At 65.3% G+C, this 19,294-nt stretch carries 18 protein-coding genes; 10 read left to right on the forward strand and 8 right to left on the reverse strand.

The features are described 5' to 3' along the window. The first annotated feature begins 32 nt into the window (after nt 1-32). Together EN846_RS03105 and EN846_RS03110 are read left to right on the forward strand one after the other, a co-directional pair. Entirely contained in the window at nt 33-1,445 is a 1,413-nt protein-coding gene (locus EN846_RS03105; protein WP_245493340.1) for a sodium:proton antiporter, read from the forward strand. Between the two features lie 152 nt (nt 1,446-1,597). Further along, nucleotides 1,598-2,560: an ornithine cyclodeaminase family protein gene (locus tag EN846_RS03110; protein WP_127392084.1), complete on the forward strand. Its 963-nt coding sequence runs from the start codon at nt 1,598-1,600 to the stop codon at nt 2,558-2,560. A gap of 20 nt (nt 2,561-2,580) precedes the next feature. Here EN846_RS03110 and EN846_RS03115 read toward each other — a convergent pair whose 3' ends face one another. From EN846_RS03115 to gcvA, 8 genes are all read right to left on the reverse strand, one after another. Beyond that, nucleotides 2,581-3,300 carry an ABC transporter ATP-binding protein gene (locus tag EN846_RS03115; protein WP_127392085.1) on the reverse strand — a complete coding sequence of 240 codons (720 nt, stop codon included), beginning with the start codon at nt 3,298-3,300 and terminating at the stop codon, nt 2,581-2,583. Then, on the reverse strand, nt 3,293-4,021 hold the full coding sequence (locus EN846_RS03120) for an ABC transporter ATP-binding protein (protein WP_127282895.1): 729 nt from the start codon (nt 4,019-4,021) through the stop codon (nt 3,293-3,295). The genes EN846_RS03115 and EN846_RS03120 overlap by 8 nt, the downstream gene beginning before the upstream one ends. Further along, on the reverse strand, nt 4,018-4,980 hold the full coding sequence (locus EN846_RS03125) for a branched-chain amino acid ABC transporter permease (protein ID WP_127392086.1): 963 nt from the start codon (nt 4,978-4,980) through the stop codon (nt 4,018-4,020). Before EN846_RS03125 ends, EN846_RS03120 begins: the two co-directional genes overlap by 4 nt. Beyond that, nucleotides 4,977-5,858: a branched-chain amino acid ABC transporter permease gene (locus EN846_RS03130; RefSeq protein WP_127392087.1), complete on the reverse strand. Its 882-nt coding sequence runs from the start codon at nt 5,856-5,858 to the stop codon at nt 4,977-4,979. Before EN846_RS03130 ends, EN846_RS03125 begins: the two co-directional genes overlap by 4 nt. A 296-nt stretch (nt 5,859-6,154) precedes the next feature. Beyond that, complete coding sequence (locus tag EN846_RS03135; protein ID WP_127392088.1) at nt 6,155-7,459, reverse strand: ABC transporter substrate-binding protein; 1,305 nt, start codon at nt 7,457-7,459, stop codon at nt 6,155-6,157. A gap of 130 nt (nt 7,460-7,589) precedes the next feature. After that, a complete protein-coding gene (locus EN846_RS03140; RefSeq protein WP_127392089.1) occupies nt 7,590-9,023 on the reverse strand; it encodes a hypothetical protein in 1,434 nt (477 codons plus the stop codon). Nucleotides 9,024-9,421: 398 nt separating this feature from the next. Then, the gene (gene pncB, locus EN846_RS03145) at nt 9,422-10,726 is read right to left on the reverse strand and encodes a nicotinate phosphoribosyltransferase (RefSeq protein ID WP_128274948.1); all 1,305 of its coding nucleotides are present in this window, start codon (nt 10,724-10,726) and stop codon (nt 9,422-9,424) included. A 160-nt stretch (nt 10,727-10,886) separates the two neighbouring features. Continuing rightward, complete coding sequence (gcvA, locus tag EN846_RS03150; RefSeq protein WP_127309076.1) at nt 10,887-11,861, reverse strand: transcriptional regulator GcvA; 975 nt, start codon at nt 11,859-11,861, stop codon at nt 10,887-10,889. Nucleotides 11,862-12,066: 205 nt separating this feature from the next. On the opposite strand from gcvA, the gene speB reads away from it, so the two are divergent. The 8 genes from speB (at nt 12,067) to EN846_RS03190 (ending at nt 19,272) form a co-directional block, all read left to right on the forward strand. Next, nucleotides 12,067-13,122 carry an agmatinase gene (speB, locus tag EN846_RS03155; protein ID WP_127309075.1) on the forward strand — a complete coding sequence of 352 codons (1,056 nt, stop codon included), beginning with the start codon at nt 12,067-12,069 and terminating at the stop codon, nt 13,120-13,122. 79 nt (nt 13,123-13,201) lie between these two features. Continuing rightward, nucleotides 13,202-14,005 (forward strand): transporter substrate-binding domain-containing protein, encoded by an 804-nt coding sequence (locus EN846_RS03160; protein WP_127285605.1) that lies wholly within the window; start codon nt 13,202-13,204, stop codon nt 14,003-14,005. Nucleotides 14,006-14,030: 25 nt separating this feature from the next. Further along, on the forward strand, nt 14,031-14,699 hold the full coding sequence (locus EN846_RS03165; protein WP_127392177.1) for an amino acid ABC transporter permease: 669 nt from the start codon (nt 14,031-14,033) through the stop codon (nt 14,697-14,699). Then, nucleotides 14,696-15,343, forward strand: a complete 648-nt coding sequence (locus EN846_RS03170; protein ID WP_126057022.1) for an amino acid ABC transporter permease — start codon at nt 14,696-14,698, stop codon at nt 15,341-15,343. Before EN846_RS03165 ends, EN846_RS03170 begins: the two co-directional genes overlap by 4 nt. 71 nt (nt 15,344-15,414) lie before the next feature. Next, nucleotides 15,415-16,503 (forward strand): extracellular solute-binding protein, encoded by a 1,089-nt coding sequence (locus tag EN846_RS03175; protein WP_127285607.1) that lies wholly within the window; start codon nt 15,415-15,417, stop codon nt 16,501-16,503. 80 nt (nt 16,504-16,583) lie between these two features. After that, nucleotides 16,584-17,621, forward strand: coding sequence for an ABC transporter ATP-binding protein (locus tag EN846_RS03180; protein ID WP_127392176.1), 1,038 nt, complete (start codon nt 16,584-16,586; stop codon nt 17,619-17,621). Continuing rightward, nucleotides 17,618-18,472 (forward strand): ABC transporter permease, encoded by an 855-nt coding sequence (locus tag EN846_RS03185; protein ID WP_127392175.1) that lies wholly within the window; start codon nt 17,618-17,620, stop codon nt 18,470-18,472. The genes EN846_RS03180 and EN846_RS03185 overlap by 4 nt, the downstream gene beginning before the upstream one ends. Then, complete coding sequence (locus EN846_RS03190) at nt 18,472-19,272, forward strand: ABC transporter permease (protein ID WP_127392178.1); 801 nt, start codon at nt 18,472-18,474, stop codon at nt 19,270-19,272. The genes EN846_RS03185 and EN846_RS03190 overlap by 1 nt, the downstream gene beginning before the upstream one ends. The last annotated feature ends 22 nt before the right edge of the window (nt 19,273-19,294 follow it).

Consider the following 19,294-nt stretch of genomic DNA (forward strand, 5'->3'; position numbering starts at 1 on the left):
GTCGAGGGGGCTTCAAACAATTGGCGAGGACACTGACGGCAGGCCTACCCGCCCTGGCTGTCCTTCTGTTTCCGCAATTCGCCTTCGCAGCGGCGGACCACGAACTGCCCGGCGCGGCGATGTCGCTCTGGTGGGTGCTGCCATTTGCCGGCCTGCTGCTGTCGATCGCCACCGGCCCCCTGCTCTTCCACCATGTCTGGGAGCATCACTACGGCAAGATCGCGGCCGGCTGGGCGGCACTGGTGGTGATGCCGCTGGCGATCGCCTTCGGCATCCCTTCGGCCATGGAAGCGGTGCTGCACACGCTGCTCACCGAATACATGTCGTTCATCATCCTGTTGTTCGCGCTCTACACGATTTCGGGCGGCATCCTGCTTGCCGGCAACATCCACGGCACGCCCCTGGTCAACGCCGGGCTTCTGCTTGCCGGCGCGCTGCTTGCCTCGGTGATCGGCACGACCGGCGCCTCGATGATCCTGATCCGGCCGATCCTGCGCGCCAACGACAACCGGCCGTTCAACGCGCATGTCGTGATTTTCTTCATCTTCCTGGTTTCCAACATCGGCGGCTCGCTGACGCCGCTCGGCGACCCGCCGCTGTTCGTCGGCTTCCTGCGCGGCGTCGACTTCTTCTGGACGACCGCCAATCTCTGGCGCGAGACGCTGTTCACCGGCAGCCTGGTGCTCCTGGTCTTCCTGGCGATCGACACGATGCTGCACCGACGCGAGGCCGGTATGGCGAAGATCAAGGATCCGACGCCGGACAAGACCGTGCGCCTGCGCGGCGTCGCCAACCTGCCGCTGCTGGCCGGCGTCATCGGCGCGATCCTGCTCTCCGCAACCTGGAAGCCGGGCGTCAGTTTTTCCATCTTCGGCGTCGGGCTCGAGCTGCAGAACCTGGCGCGAGACGCCGTCATCCTGGCGCTGGCGTTCGCCTCGCTCGCCGTCTCGCGCAAGAGCCATCGCGAGGCGAACGGCTTCACCTGGGGGCCGATCGCCGAGGTGGCGAAACTGTTTGCCGGCATCTTCATCGCAATCGTGCCGGTGATCGCCATCCTGAGAGCCGGCCATGATGGCGCGCTGGCGCCGCTGGTCGCGCTTGTCACCTCCGATTCCGGCCAGCCCAACGACCTCGCCTATTTCTGGCTGACCGGAGCGTTGTCGTCCTTTCTCGACAATGCGCCGACCTATCTGGTGTTCTTCGAGCTTGCCGGCGGCGATCCGCAGCGCCTGATGGGCGAATTCGCAACCACGCTTGCGGCGATCTCGGCAGGCGCGGTGTTCATGGGCGCCAACACCTATATCGGCAATGCCCCGAACTTCATGGTCTATGCGATTGCCAGGCATCGCGGCGTGAAGATGCCGGGCTTCTTCGGCTATATGGCGTGGTCGGGAACAGTGCTGATCCCGACGTTTCTGATCGCGGGACTTCTGTTCTTCGGTTGAGTTCGGCGGCCACCGGCATGGGGGTCGCTGGCGGCCGATAGCGCTTGCGTATGCGCGGTCAGCAATTTCTGCTATTGGCGAAGCGAGGTGCGGGATAGGTTCGATTGAACCTGAGGAATGCTTATCGAACGCAAGCCATTCTTGGGGCGACGATGACCATCAAAGCCGAGAGCCTGCCCTATCTGTCAGCCGAATTCCTGGACAGCTTGGCGATTTCCACGTCCGACGTGGTCGACGAAATCGAGCGGCAGATCATCGGTCAGAGGCGAGGCGAAGTATGGTGTGCGCCGAAGGCGGTGGTACTGCCGGGCGACGACCGCTACATCATGGCTACTCTCGCCGTCGCGACCGAACCCCGGGTGCTGGCCACCAAGTCGCTGGTGGTCAATCCCCGCAACTCCGGGCGGGGACTTGCAACGCTGAACTCGCTGGTCACCCTTCTCGACGCTGAGACAGGACTGCCGCTTGCCTTGGTCGACGGCAATTGGGTGACTTCGAAGCGCACGGCTGGGCTGAGCGCGGTAGCGGCCAGGCGTCTGGCCCGCGCCGACTCGGCGTGCGTCGCGTTCATCGGATGCGGCGTGCAGGCGCGCGCTCATCTCGAAGTTCTGGCCGATCTTTTTCCGCTGCAGGAGATCCGGGCCTTTGCTCGCAGCAAAGCCAGTGGTGAAGCACTGTGTCGGATGGCCGAGGCGCGTGGTCTGACCGCGGTAGCGAGCGATACTGCCAAGGCGGCGGTCGAATCCGCCGACATCGTGGTGACGACAGTCACATTGATACCCGAGCCCGCTCCGTTTCTGGATGCGCGATGGCTGCAGACCGGAGCCTTCGCCACCATGACCGATCTGGCCCTGCCCTGGGTGCCTGAAAGCATGGCCATCTTCGATCGCATCGTCATAGACGATCTGGCGCAAGAGGCGCAGATGAGCAAGCCGATGGTGAGGCCCGAACTCGTGGCCGGCGACCTGACGGGTTTGGTCGGTGGCGACCTGCCGGGTCGCCAAGGCGCGCGTGAGCGAACAGCATTCGTTTTTCGTGGCATGGCGGTCGGCGATCTCGCAATTGCCGGCCTGGCATTTGCACGCGCGAAAGCAATCGGCGCGCTGGACGCCTAGGGGTTGAACCGCCGTCCGCCTCAACCCACCCCCACATAGCGCCGCACCGCCGACGGATCGGCGCGCAATTGCTCGACATCGACCGTCTCGCGGTTGCGGCCGTTCTCGATGAAGCAGACGCGGTCGGCGACCGAAAGAACCGCATCGACGCGCTGCTCGACCAGAATGGTGGAGACGCCGCGTTCGCGCAGCTTGGCCACCGTCTCGCGGATCTTGGCGATCATCGACGGCATCAGCCCTTCGGTCGGCTCGTCGAGCAGTAGCACCTGCGGTTCGAGGCAGAGCGCGCGCGCCATGGCCAGCATCTGCTGCTCGCCGCCGGACAGCGTGCCGGAGCGCTGCCTGAGGCGCTGGCGCAGCAATGGAAAAAGGTCGAGGACATTTTCCCGCACGGCCTTGCCCTTGCCGCGCGCCATCAGGCCGATCTCGATGTTTTCCGCCACCGTCATCTCGGCGAACAACCGCCTGCCCTGCGGCACATAGGCGACGCCGGCTTTCGGCACGTCGTGCGCCGCCAAGCTGGTCAGCTCCGTGCCGTCCAGCCTGATCGAACCCGCGGCCGCCGGAACCAGGCCCATGATCGCCTTCAGCGTCGTCGTCTTGCCGGCGCCGTTGCGGCCGAACAGGCAGAGCACCTCGCCCTTCTCGAGCACGAGGTCGAGCCCATAGAGGACCTGGACCTCGCCGTAGAAGCAGTCGAGCCCGGCAATGGCCAGCGCCTTGGACCCCGCCTCAGTCATGGCCGGCCCCGAGATAGGCGTCCTGCACCTGGCGGTTCTCGCGCACCTGCTCCGGCGTGCCTTCGGCGAGGATGCGGCCGGCATTGAAGACGGTGATGCGGTCGGCAAGCTGCATGACGACCGGCATATTGTGCTCGATCAGGAGCACGGTGGCGCTTTTGGCGATCTCGCGCACCAGCTCGATGAAATTGTCGATCTCGCTGTCAGCCAGGCCTTGCGTCGGCTCGTCGAGGATCAGGAGGCGCGGCTTGAGCGCCAGGCCCATCGCCACTTCGAGCAGCCGCTGGTGGCCATAGGAGAGCTGGCCCGCCGGCATATGGGCGCGATCGGCAAGGCCGGTGCGCTCGAGCGCGGCCATGACGCCGGCCTTGACCGCGCCCTTGGAGCGGCCGTCGGTCAGCGTGCGCTGCACCGGCAGCGCGACATTGTCGTAGGCGGAAAGATTGGCGAAGACGCTGGTGATCTGGAAGGTGTAGGCGACGCCAAGGCGAACCCGTCTGTAGGCCGGCAGGCCGGTGATGTCGGCGCCGTCGAAGACGATCATCCCGGACGAAGGAGGGATACGTCCGCTGACCAGGCTGACGAAGGTGGTCTTGCCGGCGCCGTTGGGGCCGATGACGGCGCGGATTTCGCCCGGCATCAGGGCGAAGTCGACATTGTCGACGGCGCGCAGGCCGCCGAAATTGCGGGACAGGCCCCTGGTGGTCAAAAGCGGCATCATGGCAGCCACCCGAGCCAGCGCTGGCGGATGCTGCCCATGATCCCCTTGGGGAAGAACAGCACCAGAAGGATCAGCGCGACGCCGACGATCAGCAGATAGGCGGAGGTGAAGCCGCTGGTGATGTCGGTGACATAGTACATGAACAGCGTGCCGATGAGGGGCCCGAGCGCAGTGGCGGCGCCGCCGAGCAGCACCCAGAGCAGCGGCAGGATCGAATATTGCACCGAGGCGAAGCTGGAGCCGACATAACCGAACAGAAGCGCGTAGGCCGCGCCGGAGGCCGCGCAGATGGTGCCGGAGACGACGACGGCGGCGAGCTTGTTGGAGAAGGTGTCGTAGCCGAGCATCTTCGTCCGCTCCTCGTTCTCGCGGACGGCGACCAGCACGCGGCCATAGCGGGAGCGGACGACGGCAAGCGTCGCCAGCAGGACGATGGAGAACAGGGCCAGCGCGCTCATGTAGCGCACGGTCGGGTTGGTGAGGTCGAGGGTCGTGCCGCCCAGGGTCAGCACCCGCGCCGCTTGCTGAACGACCAGGCCCTGGTCGCCGCCGGTCCAGACGGCGAAATAGAGCATGAGCAGCGAAAACACCTGCGCGAACATCATGGTGACGATCATGAACGCCACACCCGAAGTGCGCAGCGCCAGCACGCCGATGACCAGGGCCAGCAGCGCGCCGCAGGCGATGCCGGCGAGGAAGGCGGCCGGCACGCTCCAGCCGAGATGATAGACGCTTAAGCCCGCACCATAGAGGCCGGCGGCGAAGAACATGGCATGGCCGAGGCTGAGCAGGCCGACATAGCCGAACAGCAGATTGTAGCCCATGGCGAACACCGCCAGCACCATGATGCGGGCGATGAGGCCGTGATGATAATCCGGCAGCACGAAGCTCAGCGCGAAGAGCAGGGCGATGACGCCGAGATGCAGCGAATAGGCCTTTGCCGGCGAAGCTTCCGTCATCGCGAGGCCGTCCCGAACAGGCCTTGCGGCCGGAACACCAGCACCATGGCAACGACAAGTGTGGCGATGATCTTGGCCAGCGTCGGCGAGAAGAACATCGAGATGATGCCGTCCGACAGGCCGATCAGCACTGCGGCGACGAGGGTGCCGCGCAGTGAGCCGAGGCCGCCGATGATGACGACGATGAAGGACAAAAGCAGCGGATCCTGACCCATCAGATAATGCGCCTGGCTGATCGGCACGATCAGCACCGCGGCTATTGCCGCCAGCATGGCGCCGAGGGCGAAGACGCCGCCATAGACGCGGTCGACCGGAATGCCGAAGGCTTGCGCGGTCTCGCTGTCATACTGGGTGGCGCGCATCAGCAGCCCAACCTTGGTCCGTGTCAGCACCAGCCAGGTGGCGACGAGCAGCAGCGCGGAGGCCGCGACCACCGACAGCTTGTAGCCGGAATAGCCGAACCAGGGCAGCAGGATGCGGTAGCTGAAGGGCGGCTCGACCGGGCGCGCCTCCGGACCGTAGAAGGTCAGCGCCAGCTGCTGGATGATGTAGAGCATGCCGATCGTGGCGACGATGGTGGCTTCCGGATTGTAATTGAGCCGGCGCAGCACCATCCGCTCGGCGACCAGCGCGACCGCGCCGACGATGAGCGGCGCGATGACCAGCGCGGCGACGAAGCCGAGTGCAGGATGGCCCGAGATCGCCGTCGAGAGCGCCCAGGCCAGCACCGCGCCGAGCATGAAGAACTCGCCATGGGCGACATTGACGACGCGCATGACGCCGAACACCAGCGACAGGCCAAGCGCCGTCAGCGCCAGCACGGCGGAAGTGACGAGGCCTTCGAGGGCGGCGAGGAGGAGATGGGGTCCGAAATGCATGCTACACGCAGGCAGGTGCCAAGCGCACCCCTCTCTGCCCTGCCGGGCCCGGCCCTGCGCTATCGCTCCGGGCGTTCGTCGCTCGGAAAGCCAAGCAATTGGCTTCCCGTCCGCTTCGCGGACCGCTCCTCACCCTCCTCAAGGGGGGAGATTGGCTGTCACTATCACTTTCGCCAATCGCAAAGGCCGACAGAGTGCCGCCTTCGCATGAGCTGCTGATCTCCCCCCTTGAGGGGGAGATGTCCGGCAGGACAGAGAGGGGTGGCTTGGCGCTCACGCTTGTCGGCGTAACTAAGTCACAGCGCCTGCGTCGTGTAATCCCCCTCGGCCTCGTAGAGGCCGTCCTCGATCTTCGTCTTGTGCACCACCTTGAGCTTGCCGCCCTCGACCTTGGAGATGTTCTGGATGCCGAAGCATTGGTGGATCTTGCCGTTGAAGGTCTTCGGACCCTGCGGATGCTCCGGCCCTTCGGCGAACTCCTTCAGCGCCTCGGTCGCCTCGACCAGCTTGGCGCGATCCTCAGGCCCCTTGTAGCCGGCATCCTCCATCGCCTTCTTGACGACATAAAGCGTTTCCCAGCAGCCGAACATGTGCGAGGCGGTGGAGACGTCCTTGGCATCGCCGACGGCGGCGCCATTGTCGTCGATGCCGACGGCGGCGCGGTAGGCCTTCTGGGCGGGGGAATCGTCGGCCTGCGCATAGCGCGGCGAACCTTCCCAGAAATGGCTTCCGTCGAGGAATTCGAGGCCGGGGCTGTTGATGTCGGTCGCCTCGAGCGAATCCATGAAGCCGAACAGCTGCGGCCGCGACGAGCCGTAGAATTCGCCGAGCTCCTTGACGAAGGTGAGCACGGCCGGGCCGACCATGACGTGGTAGATCACCTCGGTCTCGGCCGGGATCTGCGGGAAGTATTTGGTGAAGGACGACTCCGTCGGCGGGATGGCGATCTGGGCGATAACGTCGGCGCCCTGCGCCTTCAGTGCCGGCGGCAGGTAGTCGCGATGGTCGTAGCCGAAGGCGAAGTCGGGGAAGATCTGCGTCACCTTCTTGCCGGCATTGGCCGCGATCCACGGCGCCATCGACTGGATCTGGCTCTTCACGTCGGTGATGCCGGGCTGAAAGACGTAGCGGTTGAGCTTGGTCGAGGCGACGTGGTGGCCTTCGCTGACGACGAAATAGGGGATCTTGTTTTCGCCGGCGGCGGGTGCCGAGCCGATGACGACATGCGAGAACAAGGTGCCGAAGACGATGTCGGTCTTGTGCTGGGTGGCGAACTTGCCGACAACCTCGGCGCCGCGGGCGGGATCGGTGCCGTCATCCTCGATGACCAGCTCGACCTGGCGGCCGTTGATGCCGCCGGCATCGTTGATGGCCTTGACCGCGGCGGCGCTCGTCTTCTCGTACCAGCGGCCATAGGCGGCGCCGATGCCGGTGCGGTGCGACTGGAAGCCGATCTTGACCGGCGCCGAGCTCTGCGCCTGGCTGTAGCGGACGAAGCCCGGCGCGACGGCAAGGCCGGCGCCGGCGGCGAGGCCCTTCAGCGCGGTGCGGCGCGAAAGAGTGGTCTTGGAAAGATCGAAAAACCCATTCTTGTCAGACACGGCAGTTCCCCTGTTTTTTGAGTTTTGACCAATGGCTGTAACGAGGCAAAAATTGCATGTGTACAAACTAAATCACCAAAGCCTCGACGTGGCAAGCGTACTTCCCGACAGGCATTGAGGCCGCCCTTTTTCACCCGGCGGTCGGCGTGGCAAGCAGCCAAAGGCCAAAGACCGTATAGGCGATCATCAGCACCGTGAGCGGCAGTTGGCTGAGCGCGGCACGCGCCGCGGCCGGATGCAGCCGCCAGGCCAGACCATGGGCGACGAGGACGGCCAGCATATGGCCAAGAATGATGACGCCGGCCTGGAGATTCCACAGCCACCAGGCCGAGTCGGCGCCGGCGACCACGCCGGCTTCGACTTCCATGTCAGCGGTGCCGAACAGGTTCCAGCCGAGCGCGAAGGGATCGGACAGGGCGGCCAGCGCATATTGGCCGTCGACCAGCAGCGCCGTCAGGTAGTGGGCGAAATGGTAGGCGAGCGCGATCGGCACGATAGACCAGACCAGCAAGCCGGCGGCTTGCGCGAATGAATGCCGGTCGCCGGCGAGGCGCTGGCCGACATGGACGGCAAGCGCGAACACCGCTGCCAGCAGGACGAAGGTCAGGACAAGGCCGAAGCTGCCGATGCCGATCAGCGCGGTGCGCCCGGGAAACTCCAGCGGATTGACGCCGAACAAGCCGAGCCAGAAGAAGGTCTTCGACAGGCCGTCGAAGGAGACCGAGGACAGCGCAAGCAGCAGGAAGGCGATGCCGGCTGTCGGCAACGGCTCGGCGGAGAGCAGTTTGGCGCCCGGCCAGCAGAGACTGAGGCGGCACTTCGCATCGCGCTCAACAACAGCAAAGCGCGCGACCATGGCGAAGAACACGCTCAGGAACTCGCCGCGCCGGCTCCATTCGCGATGGCCGAAGACGAGCATCAGGATGAAGTTCTGCAGCCAGTAGAGGCCGGCGGCGTATGCCAACCGGGCCGGGTCGTCGGGCGCCGGGTCGATCAACTCGAACCAGGCGAAGGCGAAGAACAGCCCGACGGCCGGCCAGCAGGCTAGCCATGCGGGCAAGCGTCCGTCCTGTTCACCGCCGCGTCCGATCAGGCGGCTGACGACCCGCCACGGTCCGTACCAGGGGTTCAGCCACGACCAGAGATCACCGAGCGCGCCCTGCAACAAAGCCAAGCCCACCCAGAGCAGCGTCCATATGACGAGCGGCAGCGGGTTGGACAGTGGATCGCGGCTGCCGAACAGGCCGGCGGCAAGGAGGATTGCGAAGCCGGCAAAAGATATCGCGCTGACGATCGTGCGAGAGGCGTCACCGAGGGCAAAGAGCGGCAGGCGCCGGCGCCAGAAGCGATCGAGCGCTTCCGGCGGTAGCAGGGCCAGGACGAGGAAGCTGACGGCGACGGCGAGCGCGCCGCCGGCGACGTAATAGCCGGTGGGAAGGAGGAGGACATGGCCGCGATCTGAGGCGTGGGCGAAGGCGGAAGTGGGGAGGGATGCGAAGGCTGCTGCGAGAGCCAATCGCGAAGGTTCGCGCCCTACGGCGTCCCCCTCAGTCCTGCCGGACATCTCCCCCACTTGGGGGGAGATCGCACTATCTTCAGAGGCAAGCGTCTGCAATTGAGAAGTGGCGCCTGCTCGGATGGCTTGGCACCCTTCCTCTCCCCCGTCGATCGGGGGAGAGGTGTCGAGCGTAGCTCGACGGAGTGGGGGTCGACCCTGGCGCGGGTCAGGACGACGCGTGCAAGCGATCCTCTTTCCTATGCCCGTTGCGGCGGTTGCCAGGTGGTTCCCCCACTCCGTCGCCACTTCGCGGCGCCACCTCTCCCCCCTCCGGAGGGAGAGGAAAGCAGCCTCAGTGGGGGAGATGTCCGGCACGACAGAGGGGGGCGCGAAGAAACTCGGCATATCGAGCCTTGCAATCTCGCTTGACGATGCGGGATCAGCACAGGCCACAGGCGCAGCCTTTAAACCTTGACCAGCTGCCTCACCCGGTCCTTCTCGCCGAATATCCTCAGGTAGCGCTTGATCTCCTTCAAGTCCCCGGTCGCCTTGGCCGGATTGTCGGAGAGCTTGACCGCAGGCCTTCCATTGGCCTCGGTGACCTTGCAGACCAGCGAGATGGCATCCAGGCTGTTGGTTTCGGTCGGCGCGCAGCCCTCGAAATCGTTGGTGAGGTTGGTGCCCCAGCCGAAAGACATGCGCACCTTGCCGCGGAAGTGGCGGTAGGTCTCCTCGATCGTCTCGACCTCGAGCCCGTCGGAGAAGATCAGCAGCTTCTGCCTGGGGTCCTTGCCCCTCTCGCGCCACCACTCGATGATCTTCTCGCCACCCTCGATCGGCGGCGCGCTGTCGGGGCGGAAGCCGGTCCAGTCGGCGACCCAGTCCGGCGCGTCACGCAGGAAGGATGCGGTGCCGAACGCGTCCGGCAGCACGATCAGCAAATTGCCGCCATAGTAGCGCTGCCAGTCCTGCAGCACCTTGTAGGGCGACTGCTTGAGCTCCTCTTCCGAATTAGCGAGGGCGGCAAACACCATCGGCAGCTCATGCGCGTTGGTGCCGAGCGCCTCGAGGTCGTTGTCCATGGCAAGCAGGACGTTGGAGGTGCCGGTGAAGGCCTGGCCGATGCCTTCCTTCAAGGCTTCCACACACCAGCGTTGCCACAGGAAGGAGTGGCGGCGGCGGGTGCCGAAATCGGATATGCGGATGCCCGGCAGCGCCTTCAGCCGCTCGGTCTTTGCCCACATCTTGGCCTTGGCGCGGGCATAGAGCACGTCGAGCGCGAACGGGCCGAAGGCGCGCATGGCCGCGCGCGATCGCAGTTCATTGATGATGGCCAGCGCCGGGATCTCCCACAGGGTCGTGTACATCCAGGGGCCGCTGAAGGAGAGCTCGTACTGGCCGTCGCGCTTGGACAGCTCGTATTCGGGCAACTGGAAATCCTCCAGCCAGGCAAGGAATTCCGGCTCGAAGATCTGCTTGCGGCCATAGAAGGTGTTGCCGCCGAGCCAGATCATCTCCTTCTTGGAGAAGCGCAAGGTGCGGGCGTGGTCGAGCTGGTCGCGCAGTTCCTGCTCGTCGATCTCGTCGGCGAGGCGCACCGAGGTGGTGCGGTTGATCAGCGAGAAAGTGGTTTCGACCTTGGGATACATGCCCCAGATCATCTGCAGCATCAGAAGCTTGTAGAAATCGGTGTCGAGCAGGCTGCGGACGATCGGGTCCAGCTTCCAGGTGTGGTTGTAGACGCGCCGCGCAATATCGGTCTTTGCCATCTCGTCCTGCCGCCTTCGCTGCTCACTCTAGCGCTTGCCTGCGCATTTCCGGCCGCTTTTCCTGGAACTGCTTCAACCAAGCCTCTTAGCATTGAATTTTCGGCAACGCCTCCCGCTTTGCGGGCTGGCCCGACAAAAAGAGGCCGCCCCGGTCCAGCCGTCAGGACGCCGTCCTGGCGCCGATCACCCTCAGCGCCGGGCGCTTCCGGCGGCTGCCGATGCGCCCCGCGACCGGTGCGTCGGCGCGGCCGTCGGCCTGTTCCTTCTCGGCGAACAGCCAGTCGATGAAGAGCTGAACGATCGGCGTCGACCTCATCTCGTTGCGGCAGACGACGTAGAAGTCGTCGACCGCCGGCACCGACAGGCTGAACGGAGCGACCAGCAGGCCCCTGGCCAGCAGCGTGCTCGCGGTGACGGAATCGCCGAGCGCGACGCCGTGGCCATGCACGGCGGCCTCGGTCGCGGTGCGCGCGTCGCCCAAATGATGGCGGCGGCCGCGCTCCAGGTCCAGCGCGTCGGCGGCGGCCAGCCAGGTGTGCCACTCGCGGCCGTCATCGCCGTGCAGGATGACATGGTCGGCGAGATCGCGAACGGTGCGGATCGGGCGGTTGTTGATCAGCGTCGGACTGACCACGGGGAACAGTTCGAGGCCGGACCATTTGCGCATCCAGCAATCGCTCCAGCTGCCATCGCCATAGTGCACGCAGACATCGATATGCGGGGCGCGAATGTCCCTGGCGTCGTTGGAGGGAAGCAAGGTGAGCTGGATGTCGGGATATTGCGCGGTGAACGAGCCCAATCGCGGCGTCATCCACAAGAGCAGCAGCGCCGGCACGCAGGATATTGAGAGCTTGCCGGCGCTGGCCGGCCGCGTCATGCGCTGCGTGGCGGCGGCGATGCCGTCGAAGGCGCTCGACACCGCCGGCAGAAGCTCGGCGCCGTGCGGCGTCAGCTTCACCCGCTGGCCGGCGCGCTCGAGCAGCTTGACGCCGAGCGACTGCTCGAGCGCCTTGATCTGGTGGCTGACGGCGCCGTGCGTGACATTCAGCTCCGCCGCAGCCTTGGTCAGCGAGGCATGGCGGGCCGTGGCCTCGAAGGCGCGCAGCGGATTCAGCGGGGGCAGACGCTTGGCCATGGTGCACTCAAGTAGTGTGAGATTTTCTCACAACAAACACCCTAACAATATCAATTGATTTTTCAATGGAGCTGCCGGAAACTTTGTCCCGGAACATCATCAAGACGTGAAATCTGCAGGCAGCCAGGGCGGGACCGCGGTCCGGCCGGATGGCCGTCAGCATCATAGGTGTTGCTTCACTACCAGCCAGACGGAGGAGACCGACATGGGTTACGATCGCGGCAAACTTGAAGCGTTGCGTCGCAAGTATGGCGAGGGCCATGGCGGCGAGATGTTCGACCCGAAGTTCCGCAAGGTCGCCGACAAGATCTTCTCCAAGTCGGGCACCAGGCTGGCGCCCTATTCCGGCATCCCGACCTTCCTCACCGCGCCCTACCGCGAGGTGGCCGCCGACAAGCCGGATTTCGGCGATCTGCAGGTGGCGATGATCGGCGTGCCGATGGATCTCGGCGTCACCAACCGTCCGGGCTCGCGCTTTGGGCCGCGGGCGCTGCGCGCCATCGAGCGCATCGGCCCCTACAACCATGTGCTGGAGTGCGCGCCGACGCATGAGCTTCGCGTCGCCGACATCGGCGACGTGCCGTTCCAGAGCCGCTACCGGCTGGAGACCAGCCATGAGGACATCGAGCGCCGAGCCAACCAGATCGTCGACGCCGGCGTCATCCCGCTCTCGGTCGGCGGCGACCACTCGATCAGCCATCCGATTCTGAAGGCGGTCGGCAAGAAGGCACCGGTCGGCATGATCCATATCGATGCCCATTGCGACACCAGCGGCCTGTTCGACCTGACCAAGTTCCACCATGGCGGGCCGTTCCGCAACGCGGTGCTGGACGGCGTGCTCGATCCCTCGCGCACCATCCAGATCGGCATCCGCGGCTCGGCCGAGTATCTGTGGGAGTTCTCCTACGAGTCCGGCATGACGGTCGTGCACGCCGAGGAAGTGACAGGGTTGGGCATGCCGGCCATCATCGAGAAGGCGCGCAAGATCGTCGGCGACGGGCCGACCTACATTTCCTTCGACGTCGACAGCGTCGATCCGGCCTTCGCGCCGGGCACCGGCACGCCGGAAGTCGGCGGGCTGACGACGCGCGAGGTGCTCGAACTGCTGCGCGGCCTCAAGGGCCTCAACATCGTCGGCGGCGACGTCGTCGAGGTGGCGCCGCAATACGACGCGACCACCAACACCGCCCATGTCGGCGCCCAGGTCTTGTTCGAGATCCTGAGCCTGATGGTGTTCAGCCCGGCCATCAAGAAAGGCTGAGGCGGCGCCAGACCAATACGGCCGCCGCGCTGGAGCCGGCGGCCGGTTTCAACAACAAGCTTCCAGAAGGGGAACTAAAATGACACTTCGCACCACGCTGAAATCCGCCATCACGGCAATGCTGATGCTCGGCGCCGCCGGCCTCGCCTCGCAGGCGGCCAGGGCCGACGCCATCGACGACATCACCAAGGCCGGCACCATCAATGTCGGCATCTTCTCCGACTTCCCGCCCTTCTCCTCGGCCAGCGCGGACATGAGCATCAAGGGCTATGACATCGACGTGGCGCAGGCCATCGCCGACTCCCTGAAGGTGAAGCTGAACCTCGTCAGCGTCACCGGCCAGAACCGCATTCCCTATCTCACCGACAAGCGCGTCGACTTCCTGATGAGCGTCGGCTACTCGAAGGAGCGCGCCGAGGTGATCGACTTCGCCGCCGCCTACGCGCCCTACTACATTGCCGTCATCGGTCCGGCCGCGCTTGCCGTCAAAGGCAAGGAGGACCTTGCCGACAAGTCGATCGCCGTCAATCGCGGCACGCTGGAGGACACCTCGCTGACCGAAGCGGCACCGGCCTCGGCGGACATCCGCCGCTTCGACAACTACAACTCCGTCATCCAGGCCTTCATCTCCGGCCAGACCCAGCTGATGGTGGTCGGCAACGATGTCGGCGCCCAGGTTCTGGCCAAGCAGGACGCGCTGCAGCCGGAGCAGAAGTTCCAGCTGCTCACCTCGCCCTCGCATATCGGCCTCAACAAGAACGAGGACCGACTGAAGCAGGCGATCAACGACGCGGTCGCCAAGATGCTGGCCGACGGCAAGCTGGACGAGAGCTCGAAGGCCTGGCTGAAGACGCCGCTCAACCCCGACAACCTCAAGGACTGATCCTGGGACAGCAGGGGGCATTGCCATGGGCTACAGCCTCGACTTCGGCTGGCTTGCGGGTGCGGTAGGCGCGATCGCGCGCGGCGCGGCGACGACGATCCTTTTGATCGCCGTCACCACGCTGGCGGGAACCTTCCTCAGCATCCTCGGCGCCGCCGGCAAAAGAAACGGCCCGAAGCCGCTCAGGCTGGCGATCGCGGCCTATGTCGAGGTAATGCGCAACACGCCGTTCCTGGTGCAGCTGTTCTTCATCTTCTTCGGGCTGCCCAGCCTCGGCATAAGGCTCGATCCGATCCTGGCCGCCATGCTGGCGATGATGCTCAACATGGCGGCCTACACGATCGAGATCGTCGGCGCCGGGCTGGACGCGGTGCCGCGCGGGCAGACGGAAGCCGCACTGGCGCTTGGGCTCAGGCCTCGTCTGGTGTTCGTCAAGATCGTGCTGCCGCAGGCGCTGAAGGTGATCTACCCGGCGCTGACCAGCCAGATCGTCATCATGATGCTGGAATCGGCCGTGGTGTCGCAAATCGCGGTGCGGGAACTGACCTACGAGGCCGATATGCTGCAGGCACGCACCTTCCGCGCCTTCGAGACCTATTTTGTGGTGACGCTGGTCTATCTCGGCCTGTCGATGGGGCTGCGCCGGCTGCTGGTCGGCGGCGGGCGCCGTGTTCTGGGAGCCGGCGTGTCATGATCGAGTTCACCTTCTGGGACATATTGCGCAACCTGCTGCTCGCCGCGCGCTGGACGGTGCTGTTGTCGCTCGCCGCCTTCGTCGGCGGCGCACTGGTCGGCCTGGCCGTGCTGTTCTTGCGCATCGCCAAGACCAAATGGACCCGGCGGATTGCCTCCGGCTACATCGCGCTATTCCAGGGAACGCCGCTCTTGATGCAACTCTTCCTGATGTTCTTCGGCCTGCCGATGCTCGGGCTGCGCATCGAGCCGTGGACGGCGGCGGCGCTCGGCCTCACCTTCTTCGCCAGCGCCTATCTGGCCGAGATCTGGCGTAGCGGCGTCGATGCGCTGCCGCGCGGCCAGTGGGACGCCGGCGCCAGCCTCGGGCTGCACTACCTGCAGGAGCTCAGGCTGATCATCCTGCCGCAGGCGTTCTCGATCACCCGCGCGCCGACCGTCGGCTTCCTGGTGCAGCTCATCAAGTCGACGGCGCTGACCTCGATCATCGGCTTCGAGGAACTGGTCAGGACCTCAAACGCCATCAACAACGCGACCTTCGAACCGTTCACCGTCTACGGACTGGTGGCGCTGATCTTCTTCGTCATGTGCTTTCCACTGACGCAATACGCCCGCGCGCTCGAGCAACGAGCGGCGGCACACTGATCCGCCGGACGGCGGAGAAACGCAACCAAGGGAACCCGCCGGACAACCGGCACAAACAGAGGAGAATTGAGATGAACAGACTGATCGCAACACCCATCACCCGGCGCGGCGTGCTTGGCGCCGGCCTGGCCGCCGCCGGCGTGCTCGCCATGCCCGCGGTGCTGCGGGCGCAGGACAAGTCGCTGAAGGTCGGCGTCTATGGCGGCTACTTCAAGAAATCGTTCGACGAGCATGTCTTTCCGGAATTCACCAAGGCAACCGGCATCGCGGTGGAATCGGTCGCCGAGCCGACCGGCGAGGCCTGGCTGGTACAGCTCGAACAGGCGGCCAAGGCCGGACAGGCGCCGGCCGACCTTTCGATGATGTCGCAGACCTCGACGCTCAAGGGCCAGTCGACCGAACTGTGGACGCCGCTCGACACCTCGAAGTTCAAGCACTATGGCGACCTCCTGCCCCGCTTCATCAACAAATATCCGGACGGCCGCGTCGCCGGCATCGGCGCGGTGGCCTGGTGGATCACGCTGGTCACCAACACCGACGTCTACAAGGACGCGCCGACCTCGTGGGCAGCACTCTGGGACAAGGCCAACGAGGACAAGCTCGGCCTGCTGGCGCTCGCCTCCAACTCGTTCCTGCTCGAAGTAACGGCCAAGACCTTCATGGGTGGCACCAACGCGCTCGACACCGAAGACGGGCTGAACAAGGCGTTCGAGAAGCTCGCCGAGCTCAAGCCGAATGTCCGGCTGTGGTATCGCGACGAGGCGCAGTTCGAGCAGGCGCTGAAGTCGGGCGAGATCCCGATGGGCCAGTACTACCACGACGTCACCGGGCTTGCGGCCGCCGACGGCTTCCATGTCCGCTCGACCTTCCCGAAGGAAGGCGGCATCCAGGATTCCGGCAACTGGGTGCTGTCGCGCGCCTCGACCAAGGTCGAGGAAGCGCACGCCTTCATCGACTTCATGAGCCAGCCTTCGATGCAGGGCGTGATGTCGCGCAAGGTCGGCACCACGCCGACGTTGAAGAAGGAAGTGCTCGACCTCAAGCCGGAGGAGTTCGCCGCCGTGTCGTCCGACATCGAGCCGATCATCCCGCGCTACGACCTCTATACGTCGAAGGCCGACTGGATCAACCAGAAGTGGACCGAGCTGATCGTCGGCTAAGCAGCCGGAACGCATGAAGCCGGCCGCCGGGCATCTGCCCGGCGGCCCTTGCGGTGCAACGTCCTGAGAGAGGGGTGAGCATGTCCGGATTGAACATAAACGCCATCACCAAGAAATTCGGCGTCTTCGCCGCCGTCGACAATGTCCAGCTCAACGTGCCGCACGGCACGTTCGTCTGCCTGCTCGGCCCGTCGGGCTGCGGCAAGACCACGCTGCTGCGCATGATCGCCGGGCTGGAGGAACCGACCAGCGGCGCCATCGTGCTCGATGGCGAGGACATCACGCCGCTGCCGACGCACAAGCGCAATCTCGGCATGGTGTTCCAGTCGCTGGCGCTGTTTCCGCATCTTTCGGTCGGCGACAACATCTCCTACGCGCTGCGCATCCGCGGCGCCTCCAGGGAAGAGCAGAAGAAGCGGGTCGACGAACTGCTGACGCTGATCCATCTGCCGGGCTTCGCCGACCGTCCGGTGGCGAAGCTGTCGGGCGGCCAGCGCCAGCGCGTGGCGATCGCCCGCGCCCTCGCTCTGTCGCCGAAACTGTTCCTGCTCGACGAGCCGCTGTCGGCGCTCGACGCCAAACTGCGCGAGGCGATGCAGGTGGAACTGCGCCAGCTGCAGCAGAGCCTCGGCATCACCACCATCGTCGTCACCCACGACCAGCGCGAGGCGATGACCATGGCCGACCTCGTCGTCGTCATGGGCCACGGCAAGATATTGCAGGCGGCGCCGCCGATCGAAATCTACCGCAAGCCGGCCGACGCCTTCGTCGCCGACTTCATCGGCATCACCAATCTCCTGCCGGCGGAGGTCGACAGCGCGGGACGCACGACGATCCTCGGCACCGCCATTCCGGGCCTCGCCATGCCGGCCGGCATGACCAAGGCTTCGGTGTCGATCCGTCCCGAGGATGTGCATCTCGGCGAGCCTGCCGGCGGCGCCATCACCGGCCAGGTCAGCTTCGTGCGCGACCTCGGCGGCACGATCGAGACCTTCATTGAGGTGGGCAACACCAGCATCGTCGCGGTGACGACCCCGCGCGAAAGGCACGACGTGCCGGTCGGCGCCAAGGTCGGCGTCGTGCTGCCGCCGGAAAGCTGCGTGGTGCTCGGCTCATGAGACGCGAAGCCCCCAGGTCGCTAGCCGACTATACGCCGCTGTTCTTCCCGGGCCTGATGCTGATCGTCTTCTTCGTCGTGCCGTTCTCGACGATGATCGCCGTCAGCTTCTTCAAGCGCAATCCGTCCGGCTTCTACACGCCGGATTTCGTCATCGACAATTACGCCCGCTTCCTGTCGACCTTCTTCGGCGGCGTGCTCGGCTTCTCGCTGATGCTGGCGGTGCTGGTCGCCGTCTGCTGCGTGGCGATCGGCTTTCCCTTCACCTACCTTTTGACCCGGCGGCCGCGCCGCGTGCAGACGCTGTGGCTGGTCGGCCTCTTGTCGGTGCTGTCGCTGTCGGAAGTCATCATCGGCTTTGCCTGGTCGACGCTGTTCTCGCGCACTGCGGGCATCACCAACCTTCTGGTGGCGATCGGGCTGATGGACAAGCCGGTGGCGCTGCTGCCGACCTTCGGTGCGGTGCTGACCGGCATGGTCTATCAGGCGCTGCCCTACACGATCCTGGTGCTTTACCCGGCGCTTGTCCGTCTCGACCCGACCTTGCTGGAGGCGGCGCGCACGCTCGGCGCCTCGCCGGTCAGGGCCTTCTTCAACGTTGTCGCGCCGGCGCTCAGGAACACCATCGTGGCGACGCTGATCATGGTCTTCGTCTTCGCGCTCGGTTCCTATCTTTTGCCGCAGATCCTCGGGCGGCCGCAGCACTGGACGCTCTCGGTGCTGATCACCGACCAGGCGATCTACCAGTCCAACATGCCTTTCGCGGCGGCGATGGCGGTGTTCCTGGTGCTGATCTCGCTGGCACTGGTCGGCATGACGCTGCTCGTCGGACGCAGGGAGAACGCGCTATGATCGAGACCTGGCTCCGCCGCCTCTATTTCGGCCTCGTCGCGCTGTTCCTGGCAGCGCCGCTCATCGTCGTCGCCGGCGTCTCGGTCAATTCGCGGCAGGAACTCACCTTCCCGCCGGTCGGCTTCTCGCTCGCCTGGTACGCGCAGATCTTCACCGATCCGGAATGGCGGCTGGCGCTGATCCATTCGGTGACGCTCGCCGTCTGCTCGGCGGCGATCGCGGTGGCCATCGCGCTGCCGCTTGCCTGGTTCCTGTGGCGGCGCATCGCGCCATGGGCGAACATCTTCCAGGTGCTGGGTCTGGCGCCCTTCATCCTGCCGCCGGTCATCACGGCGCTCGGCTTCCTCAGCTTCTGGGCGACGGCCGGGCTGTTCGGCCAGTTCTTCACCGCCATCATCAGCCACGCGATCTTCTTCGTGACGCTGCCGCTGGTGACGCTGTCGCTGGGCTTTGCCTCGATCGACCGCTCGCTGGTCGAGGCGGCGGCGACCATGGGCGCCGACGACCGCACCGTCTTGAAGACCGTGGTGCTGCCGTTGATCCTGCCCTATCTCGTCTCGGGCTACGCCTTCGCCTTCGTGCTGTCGCTGAATGAATACATCGTCGCCTACATGACGATCGGCTTCACCACCGAGACATTGCCGATCAAGATCTTCAACGCGCTGCGCTACGGCTACACGCCGACCATGGCCGCGGTGTCGGTGTTCTTCGTCGCGGTGGCGGCGCTGGTGTTCGGCTCGATCGCCAGGTTCGGCGACATCCGCAGGCTGCTGGGCGCCATGTCTTCCGACGGCAACTGAAGCAAGCCTGCAATCGAATGGG

Source organism: Mesorhizobium sp. M4B.F.Ca.ET.203.01.1.1, assembly GCF_004791025.1.
Lineage (GTDB): Bacteria > Pseudomonadota > Alphaproteobacteria > Rhizobiales > Rhizobiaceae > Mesorhizobium > Mesorhizobium abyssinicae.